The following is a 15,082-nucleotide window of genomic DNA, read 5'->3' as shown; positions in this document are numbered from 1 at the left end:
GCTGCTCGACGAGCTGCTGCCGGGCGGGGCGCACCGGATTCTGACGCACTGCAACACCGGGGCACTGGTCTCGGGCGGAGAGGGCACCGCCTTCGCGGTGGCGCTGGCGGCGCACAGGGCGGGCAGTCTGCGGCGGCTGTGGGTGGACGAGACGCGTCCGCTGCTGCAGGGGGCACGGCTCACCGCGTACGAGGCGGCCAGGCACGGGATGGCGTACACCCTGCTGACCGACAACGCGGCCGGCTCGCTCTTCGCGGCGGGAGAGGTCGACGCGGTGCTGATCGGGGCGGACCGGATCGCCGCCGACGGGTCGGTGGCGAACAAGGTGGGGAGCTATCCGCTCGCGGTGCTCGCCAAGTACCACCATGTGCCGTTCATCGTGGTGGCTCCGGTCACGACGGTGGACCTGGGGACGCCGGACGGGGCGTCCGTCGAAGTGGAGCAGCGAGCGGGGCAGGAGGTGACGGAGGCCGTCGGTGGGGGCGGTCCGGTGGCGCCGCTGGGAACGCAGGCGTACAACCCCGCGTTCGATGTCACGCCCCCGGAGCTGGTGACGGCGATCGTCACGGAGGAAGGGGTGCTCTCGCCGGTCACGGCGGCGGCGCTCGCGGAGCTGTGTGCCGGGGCGCGTCAGGTACGGATCGGCTGAGGGGGCGTTGACGGATGCGGGCCGATGCCGCACTTTTCGCCATCCCGGCGGCCGCGTCACCGAACGGACCTGTCTCCGCATGGCTGGATCGGCGCCGTGGAACGTACTCTCTTTGTCATGCTTCCGTCGCTCCACTGACATCACCGGCCGACATCGATGCCCACGGAGCTGGGCAGGTACCGACGGTTGACCGCGCGCGTCGCCGCTGGTCAGTGACTGATGTCACGTGGGTCTATACCGCTGAGACGAAAATGGGATGATGTCGATATGAAGGGACGAGTCCTTGTCGTCGATGACGACACCGCGCTGGCCGAGATGTTGGGCATTGTGCTGCGGGGAGAAGGTTTTGAGCCGTCGTTTGTAGCGGACGGCGACAAGGCACTGGCTGCATTTCGTGACGCCAAGCCGGACCTGGTGCTGCTGGATCTGATGCTGCCCGGACGGGACGGCATCGAGGTCTGCAGGCTGATCAGGGCCGAGTCCGGCGTGCCGATCGTGATGCTCACGGCGAAGAGCGACACCGTCGATGTGGTGGTGGGGCTCGAGTCCGGGGCCGACGACTACATCGTCAAGCCGTTCAAGCCCAAGGAGCTCGTCGCCCGGATCCGGGCGCGGCTGCGGAGGTCCGAGGAGCCCACGCCGGAACAGCTGGCGATCGGCGATCTGGTCATCGACGTGGCCGGGCACTCCGTGAAGCGGGAGGGGCAGTCCATCGCCCTGACCCCGCTGGAGTTCGATCTGCTCGTGGCGCTGGCCAGGAAGCCCTGGCAGGTCTTCACGCGCGAGGTGCTCCTCGAGCAGGTGTGGGGGTACCGGCACGCCGCGGACACCCGCCTGGTCAATGTGCACGTCCAGCGGCTGCGCTCCAAGGTCGAGAAGGACCCGGAGCGGCCGGAGATCGTGGTGACGGTGCGCGGTGTCGGGTACAAGGCCGGGCCGAGCTGACATGACACGAGGCAGTGCTGCTCCGATACCCGGGGAGCCGGGAGTCCGTGAGGAGCGGCCTGTCGGTCCTCGGAGGAGGACTTCGAGGTTCGGGCGTTTCCTGGACGGGGGACGGCTGCTCCAGGACGGGGCGCCCGGTTCTCCCGTGCTGCGCCTTGTCGCGCGGTGGGTGCGGCGTCCGCTGCTGCCCGCCGTACGGCTGTGGCGTCGGAACATTCAGCTGCGGGTGGTCGCCGGCACGCTGGTGATGTCGCTCGGAGTGGTGCTGCTGCTCGGGCTCGTGGTCATCGGGCAGGTCCGCAACGGGCTGCTCGACGCCAAGGGCAAGGCCGCAGTCAGCCAGGCCGCCGGTGGTTTCACCGTGGCGAAGGACAAGGCCAACGCGACCGTCGCTTCGGGTTCCCAGGACGGGGGCGCGGCGGACGGGCGGGCCGCGACGAGTTCCGTGCAGTGGCGCTCCGATCTGGTCGAGCAGCTCGCCAGTGGCGGGCAGGGCGCGTACAACGTGGTGACCCTGGGGCCCGCCACGAACGAGGCGGGCGCGAGCAACCTCGGTGCGCGCGCCTCGGGGAAGGTCTCGGTCGCGAGCGTCCCCGACGAACTGCGCAGGAGCGTCGACCAGGGGACGACGCCGTTCCAGACGTACACCCAGATCAGATACGAGGACGGGCGGGCGCCCGAGGCCGGGCTGATCGTGGGGCAGCGGCTTGAGGACGTCGATCATCAGGCGTACCAGCTCTACTACCTCTTCCCGCTGGCGCAGGAGGAGAAGACGCTCAGCCTGGTCAAGGGGACGCTGGCGACCGCGGGGCTGTTCGTGGTCGTCCTGCTGGGCGCCATCGCATGGCTGGTGGTGCGGCAGGTCGTCACCCCGGTGCGGATGGCTGCGGGCATCGCCGAGCGGCTTTCGGCCGGGCGGCTCCAGGAACGTATGAAGGTCACCGGCGAGGACGACATCGCCCGGCTCGGTGAGGCCTTCAACAAGATGGCGCAGAACCTGCAGCTGAAGATTCAGCAGCTGGAGGATCTCTCGCGGATGCAGCGGCGGTTCGTCTCGGACGTCTCGCACGAGCTGCGGACGCCGCTGACGACCGTACGGATGGCAGCCGACGTCATTTATGACGCGCGCACCGATTTTGATCCGGTGACCGCACGGTCCGCCGAGCTTCTCGGGGACCAGGTCGACCGGTTCGAGTCCCTGCTGGCGGATCTGCTGGAGATCAGCCGGTTCGACGCGGGGGCCGCGGCTCTCGAGGCCGAGCCGATAGACCTGCGCGAGACCGTACGGCGGGTGATCGCGGCGGCCGAGCCGCTGGCCGAGCGCAAGGGCAGCCGTATCCGGACCGTCGGGGACGCACAGCCCGTGATCGCCGAGGCCGATCCGCGGCGGATCGAGCGCGTGATGCGCAATCTGGTCGTCAACGCCGTCGAGCACGGCGAGGGCAAGGATGTGGTGGTGCGCTTCGGCGTCGCGGGCGGCGCTGTCGCCATCGCCGTGCGGGACTACGGCGTCGGCCTCAAGCCCGGCGAGGCGACCCGGGTCTTCAGCCGCTTCTGGCGGGCCGATCCGGCGCGGGCCCGCAACACCGGCGGTACGGGGCTCGGGCTCTCGATCGCGGTGGAGGACGCGCGGCTGCACGGCGGGTGGCTGCAGGCGTGGGGCGAGCCCGGTGGCGGTTCGCAGTTCAGGCTGACGCTGCCGCGTACGGCCGACGAGCCGTTGCGCGGTTCGCCGATACCGCTCGAGCCGGAGGATTCGCGGCGCGGGCGTGAGCAGGCGCTCGCGCAGGTCAGCGCGGAGCGGCTGGCGACGGTCCCCGTGCAGCCGGGTGCGGACCGGTCGGCCCTGCCGGCGCAGCCGAGGGCCATACCGGCTGATCCGACGGCCCTGCCGGGGAGCGGGGCGCGTGTGGTGGCACGGCAGAGCGATTCCGTAACGCAGGCTTCCGACCGGGAGGACACGACCCGTGGGCGTTGAGGGTGGGGGCTCCGGGCGGTCCGGGCGCGGAGTGCGGGCGTACGCGCTGCTCGGCTGCGGCGGAGTGCTGCTGGCCGGGTGTGCGTCGATGCCGACCTCCGGGGACATCAAGTCCGTGGATCCGTCGCAGCGGGCCGACTCGCAGGTCAAGGTGTACGCCGTCGCGCCGCGGGCCGGCGCGGAGCCCTCGGAGATCGTCGACGGCTTCTTGGAGGCGATGACCAGCGACGATCTGCAGTTCGCCACGGCCAGGAAGTATCTGACCGGCCCGGCGGCCAAGACCTGGGATCCGGCGGCGGAGACGACTGTGCTGACCGACGGTCCCACCAAGCTGCCGGACCGGGCGAACGACCGGGGCGGCCTCGACGGGTTCACCTTCAAGCTGGGCGGCACCCAGGTCGCGGTGGTGGACAAGCAGCACGCCTACCGTCCTCACACGGGTTCGTACCAGGGGAACATCCACCTCGTGCTGCAGAACACCCCCGACGGCAAGGAATGGCGGATCGACAGCCCGCCGAAGGGGCTGCTGCTCGGCCAGTCGGACTTCGGGCGGAACTACCAGTCCGTCAACAAGTACTACTTCGCCTCCCTGCCCGCGTCCGGCTCCACCGGGTCCTCCCGGCAGGACTGGCTGGTCGCCGACCCTGTGTACGTACGGCAGCGCATCGATCCCGAGTCGCGCATGGACACGGTGACGCAGACGGTCGCTTCGCTGCTCAGCGGGCCCACCAACTGGCTGAAGCCGGTGGTCGGTTCGCGCTTCCCGACCGGTACGGCGCTCAAGGAGGGCACCAAGTCGCTGGCGTTCGACGATCGCAACGCGCTCAAGGTGCCGCTCAACGCGAAGGCCTCCAACATCGGGCAGGAGCAGTGCAGGAAGATGGCCGCGCAACTGCTCTTCACCCTGCGGGACGTGACGGTCTCCAAGGTCGCGCAGGTGGAGCTGGAGCGTTCGGACGGCTCGCAGCTGTGTGTGCTGAGCGCCGACCAGGCGGAGGAATTCTCCCCGGACCGCGCATCGGGGACCGCCACCTCCGCGTACTTCATCGACGCCAAGGGGCACCTCGAACGGCTGCCGGGATCCACCGGATCCGCCGCGGGCGCGGAGGACTCCACGGAGAGCGACAGCACGTCGGAGTCGGTTCCCGGCCCGCTCGGCGCGGGGTCCAAGACGCTGGGCGCGGTCGCGGTGGCACGTGACGAACAGCGTGCGGCGGCTGTCACCAATGCCGGGTCCTTGTTGTACGTGGCGTCGATCACCTCCGAAGGCCAGCTGGACGGTCCGCTGGTGACCAGTCAGGGGAGGACGCCAGAGAACCGTCTGTCCGCGCCGAGTTGGGACGGACTCGGTGATCTGTGGGTGGCCGACCGTGACCTCGCCCGTCCGCGGTTGCTGCGCTTCACCGGCGGCAGTGGCGCACCGCAGGCCGTGGACGTGTCCGGTCTGAACGGTGCGCGGATCGAGTCGCTGCGGATGTCGGCGGACGGTGTACGGATCGCTCTGCTGGTCTCCGAGGGCGGGCGTACGACGCTGAAGGTCGGCCGGGTGGAGCGCCAGGGCAGCGGGGACGGCGCGACCGTGACGGTCAGCGAACTGACCGATGCGGCGCCCCAGATGGCGGAGGTGACCGCGATGTCGTGGGCCGGCCGCAGCAGGCTCGTGGTGGTCGGCAAGGAAACCGGCGGGGTGCAGCAGGTGCGGTACATGCAGACCGACGGTTCGGTGTCGGTGGCGACGATCCCCGGCGCGAACCGGGTGACGGCGGTGGCGGCGGCGGACGACAGCCGGCTCCCGCTGGTGGCGCTCTCGCAGGGGGACGGCATTGTCCGGCTGCCGCCCGGGGCCAATTGGAAGACGGTCGTCGACAAGGGAGCATCGCCCGTATATCCCGGCTGACCGTGGCGAGTTGGGGGTTGTCCACAGGGGTCGCCGGATTCACGCCGCATGGGCACAGTGGAGTTCATGCGGTGGTGGTGGCGGGAGATCTCCGGCCTGGTGCTCCCGGTGGACTGCGGCGGCTGCGGCAGACCCCGTACAGCGCTGTGCGAGGAGTGCGCCGGGGCGCTGTACGGAGCCGGGGCGAGGCGGGTGCGGCCCGACCCGGAGCCGGGCGGGCTGCCGGTGGTGCACGCGGCCGCCGGGTACGAGGACGCGGTACGGGCCGTGCTGCTCGGGCACAAGGAGCGGGGTGCTCTGGGGCTCGCAGGGGCGCTCGGCAGGGCGCTGGCCGGGGCGGTGCGGGCTTCCGCTCCGTACGCCGGGGGATCGGGCCCGCTGCTGCTCGTCCCGGTGCCGTCGGCGCGGAGCGCGGTGCGGGCGCGCGGTCATGACCCGGCGCGGAGGATCGCCCTGTCCGCCTCTGCCGAGCTGCGCAGGACGGGGGTGCCGGCCAGGGTGCTCGCGGTGCTGCGGCAGCGGCGTGCGGTGGCCGACCAGTCGGGGCTGAGCGCCCGGCAGAGGCTCGTGAATCTCTCGGGGGCCCTGGCGGTGGCAGCGGGTGGCGCACGGCTGCTGGAGGGTGGGCGAGTGGTCCTGGTGGACGATCTCATGACGACCGGGGCATCGCTGGCGGAGGCCGCGCGGGCGGTCGGTGAGGCGGTCGGTGAGGCGCGGGAATTCAACGGGCCGGGGGTGCTGGGCGCGGCTGTAGTGGCTGCTCCGGTTTCTGCTTTCCCTTCTCTTCGAAAATAAACCGGAACTGATAGGCAACTTGCATCGTTGCAGGTAGTGAGAGGGGAGAGTCACCTGAACGGAGGTACACGTGATGAGCGGGTGCCGACACCCGGCCGGGCGAGCTATGTTCGGTTGTGAGGAATCGTGAAAGCTGTGCCTCACTGAATGTACCGACAGGCTGGTAAAGCACAGCTCTGGTGTTTCTGTAAACACTGAAGTGGGTGGGGTGGGGATCTTCCCTTTGGGGGAGGAGGAGGTGAAAGTCGCCAAGTCCGAGACTCCGGTGCTCACCGGGGTCTGGTGCAAGAGGGAGCAGCTCCGCCGTTGAGCGGAGCGACCCGGGAACGGAGTTCTGCGTGGACATCGTCGTCAAGGGCCGCAAGACCGAGGTACCCGAGCGGTTCCGCAAGCACGTGGCCGAGAAGCTGAAGCTGGAGAAGATCCAGAAGCTCGACGGCAAGGTGATCAGCCTCGACGTCGAGGTGTCCAAGGAGCCCAACCCGAGGCAGGCCGACCGATCCGACCGTGTGGAGATCACACTTCACTCCAGGGGCCCGGTGATCAGGGCCGAGGCGGCGGCGGCGGACCCGTACGCTGCGCTGGATCTGGCCACGGGCAAGCTTGAGGCGCGCCTGCGCAAGAACAACGAGAAGCGGCACAACCGCCGCGGCAGTGGCCGGATTTCGGCCGCCGAGGTCGTCGACGCCGTGCCGAATGCGGCAGAGCTCAACGGCAGCGGTGATTTCGTCGCGGACGAGCAGGGTGCCGGTTCTGTGCCGACGACCAGGATGGGCTCGCTCGAGGTCCAGGGCGAAGGCCCGATGGTGGTCAGGGAGAAGACGCACGTCGCTGCGGCGATGACGCTCGACCAGGCGCTCTACGAGATGGAGTTGGTCGGACACGACTTCTATCTCTTCGTCGACGCGGAGACCAAGGAGCCGAGTGTCGTCTACCGGCGGCACGCGTACGACTATGGCGTGATTCACCTGACGACCGACCCGCTCGCCGAGACCGACGCGGGCGGCGCCGGGGGCGCGCTCGGCGGGTGACGGCTTAGCCACCGTGATGCCCCTGGGGTCGGTTTTCCGCCACCAGGGGCATCGCCGCGGCGAGAATCGCTGCTCTGCCCTCCCGGCATGAAAGCATGGAGACGCGCGCCAATAGGTGCTCTGTGAGCTGCGGTTGGCGCAGTGGGCCTTCAGGGGGAGGAACGATGGCGGACAGCTTCGGACCGGTGCAGGACGGCACCATGGGTGACGGCGGTACGGCCGACGAGTCGGGCGTGTCACGCAAGGAGCCGATCCGGGTCCTGGTGGTGGACGACCATGCGCTGTTCCGGCGGGGTCTGGAGATCGTCCTTGCCGCGGAGGAGGACATCCAGGTCGTCGGCGAGGCCGGGGACGGGGCGGAGGCTGTCGACAAGGCCGCGGATCTGCTGCCCGACATCGTGCTGATGGACGTACGGATGCCGAAGCGGGGCGGGATCGAGGCCTGCACCTCCATCAAGGAGGTGGCGCCCAGCGCGAAGATCATCATGCTGACGATCAGCGACGAGGAGGCCGACCTCTATGACGCGATCAAGGCCGGGGCCACCGGGTATCTGCTGAAGGAGATCTCGACCGACGAGGTGGCGACCGCGATTCGCGCGGTGGCCGACGGACAGTCGCAGATCAGTCCGTCGATGGCGTCGAAGCTGCTGACCGAGTTCAAGTCGATGATCCAGCGGACCGATGAGCGGCGGCTGGTGCCGGCGCCGCGGTTGACGGAGCGCGAGCTCGAAGTGCTGAAGCTGGTGGCCACGGGGATGAACAACCGGGACATCGCCAAGCAGTTGTTCATCTCGGAGAACACCGTGAAGAACCATGTGCGGAACATCCTGGAGAAGCTGCAGTTGCACTCGCGGATGGAAGCCGTGGTCTACGCGATGCGGGAGAAGATCCTCGAGATCCGGTAGCGGGTCACTGGGGCGCTGCCCCAGGCCCCGGTCCTCAAGCGCCGGCCGGGCTTGAAAGACCAAAAGATGGCCTCAAACACCGGCCGGGCTGGAATTTGCCGGGCTGGGGTTTGCCGGGCTGGGTTTTTCAGAGTGTGGTCAGTGCTGTCGTGAGTGAGGCTCGGAGTTCCGGGGGGTCCACTCGTTCCACGCGGACCTGGGTGCAGCCGACCCACGCAGCCGCCTCCGTCAGGGCCTCTGCCATGGGGCGTACCGCTTTTGCGTTCTTCAGGGACAGCTGGCGCGCCACCAGCGTCGTGCCTTCCCTCGCCGGGTCGACCCTGCCGACCAGGTGGCCGCCTGCGAGGAGCGGCATCGCGAAGTAGCCGTGGATGCGCTTGGGGCGGGGGACGTACGCCTCCAGGCGGTGGGTGAAGCCGAAGATGCGCTCGGTGCGGGGGCGCTCCCAGATCAGGGAGTCGAACGGCGAGAGCAGCGTCGTGCGGTGGCGGCCGCGCGGTGTGGTGGCCAGGGCCTCGGGAGAGGCCCAGGCCGGCTTGTCCCAGCCCTGGACCGTGACCGGGACGAGGCCCGAGTCGGCGACCACCGCGTCGAACTGTTCCGCCTTGAGCCGGTGGTAGTCCGCGATGTCCGAGCGGGTACCGACGCCCAGCGCGTCGCCCGCCAGGCGGACCAGGCGGCGCAGGCACTCCGTGTCGGACAGGTCGATGTCGAGGAGCGGGGCGGGGATCGCCCGCTCCGCCAGGTCGTACACACGCTTCCAGCTGCGGCGCTCCGTGCAGACCACGTCGCCGTACATCAGGGCACGCTCGACGGCGATCTTCGAGTCCGACCAGTCCCACCACTCTCCGCCGTTCTTCGCGCCCCCCAGCTCCGTCGCGGTGAGCGGGCCCTCGGTGCGGAGCTGCTTGATCACCTGGTCGTACGCGGACGGCGCGAGGTCGTGGTGCCACTGCGGGCGGTTGCGGTACGCGCGGCGGCGGAAGGCGAAGTGCGGCCACTCCTCGACGGGGAGGATGCAGGCCGCGTGCGACCAGTACTCGAAGGAGTGACCGTTGGTCCAGTACGCGTCCTCGACGGTCCTGCGGCCCAGAGTGCCCAGGCGGGCGTACGGGATGAGCTCGTGCGAGCGGGCGAGGACCGAGATCGTGTCGAGCTGCACCGCGCCGAGGTGGCGCAGTACGCCTCGCGTCCCGCCCCTGCGGTCAGGAGCACCCAGGAATCCCTGCGCGCGCAGGGCGATGCGGCGGGCTTCGTCTGCGGACAGGACCGCGGAGTCGATGGAGAAGGCCATGGGAGAGACCTTAGGAGGTGGCACTGACATAGGGGCGGGCGGACGGCAGGCCCAGGTCGCCGGGGAGCAGAGCGCCCAGCCAGGCGTCACGAAGGGTGTCGCGGTGCAGCAGCCCGGCCCGCATTACGCCCTCGACCCGGAAGCCCGACTTCTCCGCGACGGCCCGTGAGGCCCCGTTGCCCACCTCGGCCCGCCATTCGAGGCGCTCGGCGCCCAGTGCGGTGAAGGCCCACCGTGCGAGCGCGGAGACGGCCTCGGTCATGTAGCCGCGGCCGCGGTGTTCCTTCGCCGTCCAGAAACCGGTCTCCCAGGCGCCCGGGAGGCTTCGGTGGACGGTGAGCGAGCCGATGAGGGGGCCGCCGCCCAGCGGGAGCACCGCGAAGTTGTACGCCGAGTCCGTGCGCCAGCCCTCCGGAACCATCTGTTCGATGAAGAACTCCGCGTGCATCCGCTCGTACGGGGACGGGACGGTCGTCCAGCGCTGGATCCCCGGATCCTGGCAGGCCACATAGGTGGCCTCGATGTCTCTGCGGTCCAGAGCGCGCAGCAGCAGGCGCTCGGTGGTGAGGGTGACGGGCTCCATCGGCCGATTCTGCGCCCTGTCCGCCGACCGCCGCCAGGCCTTTTGACCGCAGTAGCGGCACCTTCCGGCTGCTCCGGGCGTTCTCCTTGACAGTGGACCTCCCGGGGCGGCGGGGTCCTCGCATACGATGGCCGTTGCTCAGGCTGTCGTTTGAGCATTCCGACCGAGCCAGGCCCGACCGGCAAGGAGACCAACCCCCGTGTCCGTCTTCAACAAGCTCATGCGTGCAGGCGAAGGAAAGATCCTGCGCAAGCTGCACCGCATTGCGGACCAGGTCAACTCCATCGAAGAGGACTTCGTCAACCTCTCCGACGCCGAGCTGCGGGCCCTCACCGACGAGTACAAGGAGCGGTACGTCGACGGCGAGAGCCTCGACGACCTGCTGCCCGAGGCGTTCGCGACTGTCCGGGAGGCCGCCAAGCGCGCCCTGGGACAGCGTCACTACGACGTCCAGATCATGGGCGGCGCGGCCCTGCACCTCGGGTTCGTCGCCGAGATGAAGACCGGTGAGGGCAAGACCCTCGTCGGTACGCTGCCGACGTACCTCAACGCGCTGTCCGGCAAGGGCGTTCACCTGATCACGGTGAACGACTACCTGGCCGAGCGCGACTCCGAGATGATGGGCCGCGTCCACAAGTTCCTCGGCCTCGAGGTCGGCTGCATCCTGGCGAACATGACTCCGGCCCAGCGCCGTGAGATGTACGCCTGCGACATCACGTACGGCACGAACAACGAGTTCGGCTTCGACTACCTCCGCGACAACATGGCGTGGTCCCAGGACGAGCTCGTCCAGCGCGGCCACAACTTCGCCGTGGTCGACGAGGTCGACTCGATCCTGGTCGACGAGGCCCGTACGCCGCTGATCATCTCCGGCCCGGCCGACCAGGCCACCAAGTGGTACGGCGACTTCGCGAAGCTCGTCACCCGCCTGTCCAAGGGCGAGGCGGGCAACCCGCTCAAGGGCCTCGAGGAGACCGGCGACTACGAGGTCGACGAGAAGAAGCGCACCGTCGCCATCCACGAGTCGGGTGTCGCCAAGGTCGAGGACTGGCTCGGCATCGACAACCTGTACGAGTCGGTGAACACGCCTCTGGTGGGTTATCTCAACAACGCCATCAAGGCCAAGGAACTCTTCAAGAAGGACAAGGACTACGTCGTCATCGACGGCGAAGTCATGATCGTCGACGAGCACACCGGCCGTATCCTCGCCGGCCGCCGCTACAACGAGGGCATGCACCAGGCCATCGAGGCGAAGGAAGGGGTGGACATCAAGGACGAGAACCAGACCCTCGCCACGATCACCCTGCAGAACTTCTTCCGCCTCTACAGCAAGCTCTCCGGCATGACCGGTACGGCCATGACCGAGGCCGCGGAGTTCCACCAGATCTACAAGCTCGGCGTCGTCCCGATCCCGACGAACAAGCCGATGGTCCGCCTCGACCAGTCCGACCTCATCTTCCGTACCGAGGTCGCCAAGTTCGACGCGGTCGTCGAGGACATCGCGGAGAAGCACGAGAAGGGCCAGCCGATCCTGGTCGGCACCACCTCGGTCGAGAAGTCCGAGTACCTCTCGCAGCAGCTCTCCAAGCGCGGCGTCCAGCACGAGGTGCTCAACGCCAAGCAGCACGACCGTGAGGCGCCGATCATCGCCCAGGCCGGCCGCAAGGGCGCCGTCACCGTGGCCACCAACATGGCCGGCCGTGGTACGGACATCAAGCTCGGCGGCAACCCCGACGACCTCGCCGAGGCGGAGCTGCGCCAGCGCGGTCTCGACCCGGACGAGAACGTGGAGGAGTGGGCCGCGGCCCTGCCCGCCGCGCTGACGAAGGCCGAGCAGGCGGTCAAGGCCGAGCACGACGAGGTCACGGACCTCGGCGGTCTGTACGTACTGGGCACCGAGCGCCATGAGTCGCGCCGTATCGACAACCAGCTGCGCGGCCGTTCCGGCCGTCAGGGCGACCCGGGCGAGTCCCGGTTCTACCTGTCGCTGGGCGACGACCTGATGCGCCTGTTCAAGGCCCAGATGGTCGAGCGCGTGATGTCGATGGCGAACGTGCCCGACGACGTACCGATCGAGAACAAGATGGTGACCCGGGCCATCGCCTCGGCCCAGTCGCAGGTCGAGCAGCAGAACTTCGAGACGCGCAAGAACGTCCTGAAGTACGACGAGGTGCTCAACCGGCAGCGCGAGGTCATCTACGGCGAGCGCCGCCGCGTCCTGGAGGGCGAGGACCTGCACGAGCAGGTGCAGCACTTCATGGACGACACCATCGACGCCTACATCCAGGCCGAGACCGTCGAGGGCTTCGCCGAGGAGTGGGACCTGGACCGGCTGTGGGGCGCCTTCAAGCAGCTCTACCCGGTGAAGGTCACCGTCGAGGAGCTGGAGGAGGCGGCGGGCGACCGTGCGGGCATCACCGCCGAGTTCATCGCCGAGTCCATCAAGGACGACATCCACGAGCAGTACGCCGGCCGCGAGGAGCAGCTCGGCTCGGACATCATGCGCGAGCTTGAGCGGCGCGTGGTGCTGTCCGTACTGGACCGCAAGTGGCGTGAGCACCTCTACGAGATGGACTATCTCCAGGAGGGCATCGGCCTGCGGGCCATGGCGCAGAAGGACCCGCTGGTCGAGTACCAGCGCGAGGGCTTCGACATGTTCAACGCCATGATGGAGGGCATCAAGGAGGAGTCCGTCGGCTATCTGTTCAACCTGGAGGTCCAGGTCGAGCAGCAGGTCGAGGAGGTTCCGATCCAGGACGCGGCCGAGAAGACCTCGCTGGAGAAGGAGGACGCCGTGCCTGCGGGCGCCCGTCCCGAGATCCGCGCCAAGGGTCTTGAGGCCCCGCAGCGGCCCGACCGGCTGCACTTCTCGGCGCCGACCGCCGAGGGCGGTGTCGTCGAGGGTGAATTCGAGAACAGTGACGGCGGTCCGGCCCGCTCGGAGGCCGACGGCCTGACCCGCGCCGAGCGCCGCAAGGCCCAGAAGGGCGGCGGCGGTGGCGGTCGCCGCCGCAAGAAGTAGTCGGTTGGCAGAGCGGTAAGGCCGGGGCCGGACACCTTCGTGGTGTCCGGCCCCGGCCGTTTCTACGAGGGGACCCGCTCGCCGCCCAGTTCCACCGCCGCGCAGCGCCAGCGCAGGTCCGGGCCCTGCTCCAGGCGGAACGCCATCGCCCTGACCTGTTCGCCGGCCGCGATGCTGACCGCCGCCTCGACCACGCCTGGACGGGGATGGCCGTAGCGGCAGCTGCGTACGACAGGGCGGGCGCCGCGGGTGCGGAACGGGGTGCGCGGCGCGAGGTCGATCAGCTGGTCGTAGGCCGCGCCGATGGTGTGGTTGAGCATCCAGTGCACGGGCTTCTGACCGCTGAGCACGGCCAGGAGTTTCTCCGCGAACAGCTCCGGCGGGCGGGGGATGCGCCGCTGGACCGGAACGGTGCCCGGCCCGCGCTGGTCCCGCCTCTGTGCGGGCCTCGTAGTGGTCGTCATGTGCGCCCCCGCTCTGACGGCCCGGTGATGAATGACTACCGGGCGGTAACTTTCTGTCCGGGTTTCTTCTACAGGGAGTGAGCGAGGGGCGGCAAGGCTGGTGTGCCCGGAAGACCGGGGGCGTACGAGATCACCTATCCGGGTGGTCGGGCGGCTCTTTCCGTATCCTGGGGTTCCGTATACGGAACGACGAAAGCAGCCCGCCATGCGCGCGTACGTCCCCCTGACCCTCGCCGGTCTCGCAGCGGCGCACTCGGCGGGCGAGCTCGGGCCCGCGCCGCTCACCGCCTATGCCGTCACGCCCGCACTGCGCGAGTGGTACGTCTCCGACGACATCGAGGAGCTGGAGTACGCGGCGCTGAACCGGGCCGCCGCCGCCTCGCTGCGGCTGCTCGCCGTGGATCCCGGGGCCGCCCGGCGACGGGTCGTCGTCGCCGTCGACATCCCTGACGCCTCCGTCTCGTCCGACCCCGACCGCGGTCTTGACCAGGCCGCGCTGGGCGAGGTGCGGATCGCTGCTTCGGTGCCTCTCGCCAAGGCGGCGGCCGTCCACGCCGACGCGGACGACGCCGAGGCGGACGTGGCCGCGGCGGCTTCGGCGCTGGGTGCGGCGGACCAGGGCGACGACGACGCGCAGTTCACGGTGGACGGCGCCGAGGACCACGAGCTGCTCTGGTTCGCGATGCAGGAGATCTCCGACCTCATCGGCTGACTGTCAGTCCCCTTGGGTACGGTCTTCCGCATGGGTACGCATCTGGTGTGGGACTGGAACGGCACGCTGCTCGACGACAACACGGCGATCATCGGCGCGACCAACGCGGCCTTCGCCGAGCTGGGCCTCGACCCCATCACGCTGGAGCGCTACCGGGAGCTGTACTGCGTGCCCGTACCGCGCTTCTACGAGCGGCTGATGGGGCGGCTGCCGACCGAGGCGGAGTGGCTCGTCATGGACGAGGCGTTCCACCGGCACTACTGGGCCGCCGCCGGGCAGTCGGTGCTGGCCCTGGGGGCCAGGGAACTGCTGACCTCCTGGCAGTCGTCCGGGCTCACCCAGTCGCTCTGCTCGCTGGCCCCGCACGAACACCTCATACCGATCGTCCGGACGCACGGCATCGAGGACCGCTTCGTCCGGGTGGACGGCAGGGTGGGTCCCTCCAACACGGCCAAGGCCGAGCACATGGTGCGCCATCTCGCCGGTCTGGAGGGCGTCGACCCGGCCCGGGTCGTCGTCATCGGGGACGCGGTGGACGATGCGGTGGCCGCGCGGCATGTGGGGGCGCGGGCCGTGCTGTACACCGGGGGGTCGCACAGTCGGGGCAGCCTGGAGGCGGCTGGGGTGCCGGTGGTGGATTCGCTGGCCGAGGCGGTGGCTTGGGCGCAGGGGCTCGCCGCCTAGTGGGGGGCCGTTCGGTGGTGTCGGAGGATGCCACGATCGGGTGGTGCCATGAGGGTGACGGGGCCTGGGCGGCCCCCGCCCCGGGGCTCCGCCCCGGACCCCGCTCCTCAATCGCCGGAGGGG

The 15,082-nt window shown here is 69.5% G+C and carries 13 protein-coding genes; 10 read left to right on the top strand and 3 right to left on the bottom strand.

What is annotated here, in order from left to right:
• The 7 genes from J0695_RS33285 to J0695_RS33255 all read left to right on the top strand — a co-directional run.
• The coding region (locus tag J0695_RS33285) for an S-methyl-5-thioribose-1-phosphate isomerase (protein ID WP_206968493.1) at positions 1-649 on the top strand (649 nt) is incomplete at its 5' end.
• Positions 650-916: 267 nt separating this feature from the next.
• Positions 917-1,594 carry a two-component system response regulator MtrA gene (gene mtrA / locus J0695_RS33280; RefSeq protein ID WP_206968492.1) on the top strand — a complete coding sequence of 226 codons (678 nt, stop codon included), beginning with the start codon at positions 917-919 and terminating at the stop codon, positions 1,592-1,594.
• A gap of 1 nt (position 1,595) precedes the next feature.
• Positions 1,596-3,572: an MtrAB system histidine kinase MtrB gene (gene mtrB / locus J0695_RS33275; protein ID WP_206968491.1), complete on the top strand. Its 1,977-nt coding sequence runs from the start codon at positions 1,596-1,598 to the stop codon at positions 3,570-3,572.
• 88 nt (positions 3,573-3,660) lie between these two features.
• The gene (locus J0695_RS33270) at positions 3,661-5,469 is read left to right on the top strand and encodes an LpqB family beta-propeller domain-containing protein (protein ID WP_206968495.1); all 1,809 of its coding nucleotides are present in this window, start codon (positions 3,661-3,663) and stop codon (positions 5,467-5,469) included.
• 66 nt (positions 5,470-5,535) lie between these two features.
• On the top strand, positions 5,536-6,264 hold the full coding sequence (locus J0695_RS33265) for a ComF family protein (RefSeq protein WP_206968494.1): 729 nt from the start codon (positions 5,536-5,538) through the stop codon (positions 6,262-6,264).
• A gap of 338 nt (positions 6,265-6,602) precedes the next feature.
• A complete protein-coding gene (hpf, locus tag J0695_RS45525) occupies positions 6,603-7,295 on the top strand; it encodes a ribosome hibernation-promoting factor, HPF/YfiA family (protein WP_206968490.1) in 693 nt (230 codons plus the stop codon).
• A 164-nt stretch (positions 7,296-7,459) separates the two neighbouring features.
• Positions 7,460-8,200: a response regulator gene (locus tag J0695_RS33255; protein WP_206968489.1), complete on the top strand. Its 741-nt coding sequence runs from the start codon at positions 7,460-7,462 to the stop codon at positions 8,198-8,200.
• Positions 8,201-8,327: 127 nt separating this feature from the next.
• Here the strand turns inward: J0695_RS33255 and J0695_RS33250 are convergent, their stop codons facing one another.
• On the bottom strand, positions 8,328-9,524 hold the full coding sequence (locus J0695_RS33250; protein WP_372445858.1) for a winged helix-turn-helix domain-containing protein: 1,197 nt from the start codon (positions 9,522-9,524) through the stop codon (positions 8,328-8,330).
• A complete protein-coding gene (locus tag J0695_RS33245) occupies positions 9,505-10,077 on the bottom strand; it encodes a GNAT family N-acetyltransferase (protein WP_206968487.1) in 573 nt (190 codons plus the stop codon). Before J0695_RS33245 ends, J0695_RS33250 begins: the two co-directional genes overlap by 20 nt.
• Positions 10,078-10,276: 199 nt before the next feature.
• Between J0695_RS33245 and secA the strand changes: the two genes are divergently transcribed.
• Positions 10,277-13,099 (top strand): preprotein translocase subunit SecA, encoded by a 2,823-nt coding sequence (gene secA, locus J0695_RS33240; RefSeq protein ID WP_206968486.1) that lies wholly within the window; start codon positions 10,277-10,279, stop codon positions 13,097-13,099.
• Between the two features lie 62 nt (positions 13,100-13,161).
• Here the strand turns inward: secA and J0695_RS33235 are convergent, their stop codons facing one another.
• Positions 13,162-13,563: an Rv3235 family protein gene (locus J0695_RS33235; RefSeq protein ID WP_206968485.1), complete on the bottom strand. Its 402-nt coding sequence runs from the start codon at positions 13,561-13,563 to the stop codon at positions 13,162-13,164.
• A gap of 205 nt (positions 13,564-13,768) precedes the next feature.
• On the opposite strand from J0695_RS33235, the gene J0695_RS33230 reads away from it, so the two are divergent.
• Positions 13,769-14,275 carry a DUF6912 family protein gene (locus J0695_RS33230; RefSeq protein WP_206968484.1) on the top strand — a complete coding sequence of 169 codons (507 nt, stop codon included), beginning with the start codon at positions 13,769-13,771 and terminating at the stop codon, positions 14,273-14,275.
• Between the two features lie 30 nt (positions 14,276-14,305).
• Entirely contained in the window at positions 14,306-14,959 is a 654-nt protein-coding gene (locus J0695_RS33225) for an HAD family hydrolase (RefSeq protein ID WP_206968483.1), read from the top strand.
• Positions 14,960-15,082 lie beyond the last annotated feature (123 nt).

The sequence above is a fragment of the Streptomyces beijiangensis genome (assembly GCF_017315755.1).
Lineage (GTDB): Bacteria > Actinomycetota > Actinomycetes > Streptomycetales > Streptomycetaceae > Streptomyces > Streptomyces beijiangensis.
Note: the sequence above shows the minus strand (reverse complement) of the source record. Positions and strands in the feature narration are given on the sequence as shown.

What these genes read in the sequence shown, in the direction of transcription:
- J0695_RS33235 (WP_206968485.1), bottom strand. Translation starts at nt 13,563, where the DNA reads ATGACGACCACTACGAGGCCCGCACAGAGGCGGGACCAGCGCGGGCCG.
- J0695_RS33230 (WP_206968484.1), top strand. Translation starts at nt 13,769, where the DNA reads ATGCGCGCGTACGTCCCCCTGACCCTCGCCGGTCTCGCAGCGGCGCAC.
- J0695_RS33225 (WP_206968483.1), top strand. Translation starts at nt 14,306, where the DNA reads ATGGGTACGCATCTGGTGTGGGACTGGAACGGCACGCTGCTCGACGAC.
- J0695_RS33250 (WP_372445858.1), bottom strand. Translation starts at nt 9,524, where the DNA reads ATGTCAGTGCCACCTCCTAAGGTCTCTCCCATGGCCTTCTCCATCGAC.
- mtrA (WP_206968492.1), top strand. Translation starts at nt 917, where the DNA reads ATGAAGGGACGAGTCCTTGTCGTCGATGACGACACCGCGCTGGCCGAG.
- J0695_RS33265 (WP_206968494.1), top strand. Translation starts at nt 5,536, where the DNA reads ATGCGGTGGTGGTGGCGGGAGATCTCCGGCCTGGTGCTCCCGGTGGAC.
- mtrB (WP_206968491.1), top strand. Translation starts at nt 1,596, where the DNA reads ATGACACGAGGCAGTGCTGCTCCGATACCCGGGGAGCCGGGAGTCCGT.
- J0695_RS33255 (WP_206968489.1), top strand. Translation starts at nt 7,460, where the DNA reads ATGGCGGACAGCTTCGGACCGGTGCAGGACGGCACCATGGGTGACGGC.
- J0695_RS33270 (WP_206968495.1), top strand. Translation starts at nt 3,661, where the DNA reads ATGCCGACCTCCGGGGACATCAAGTCCGTGGATCCGTCGCAGCGGGCC.
- J0695_RS33245 (WP_206968487.1), bottom strand. Translation starts at nt 10,077, where the DNA reads ATGGAGCCCGTCACCCTCACCACCGAGCGCCTGCTGCTGCGCGCTCTG.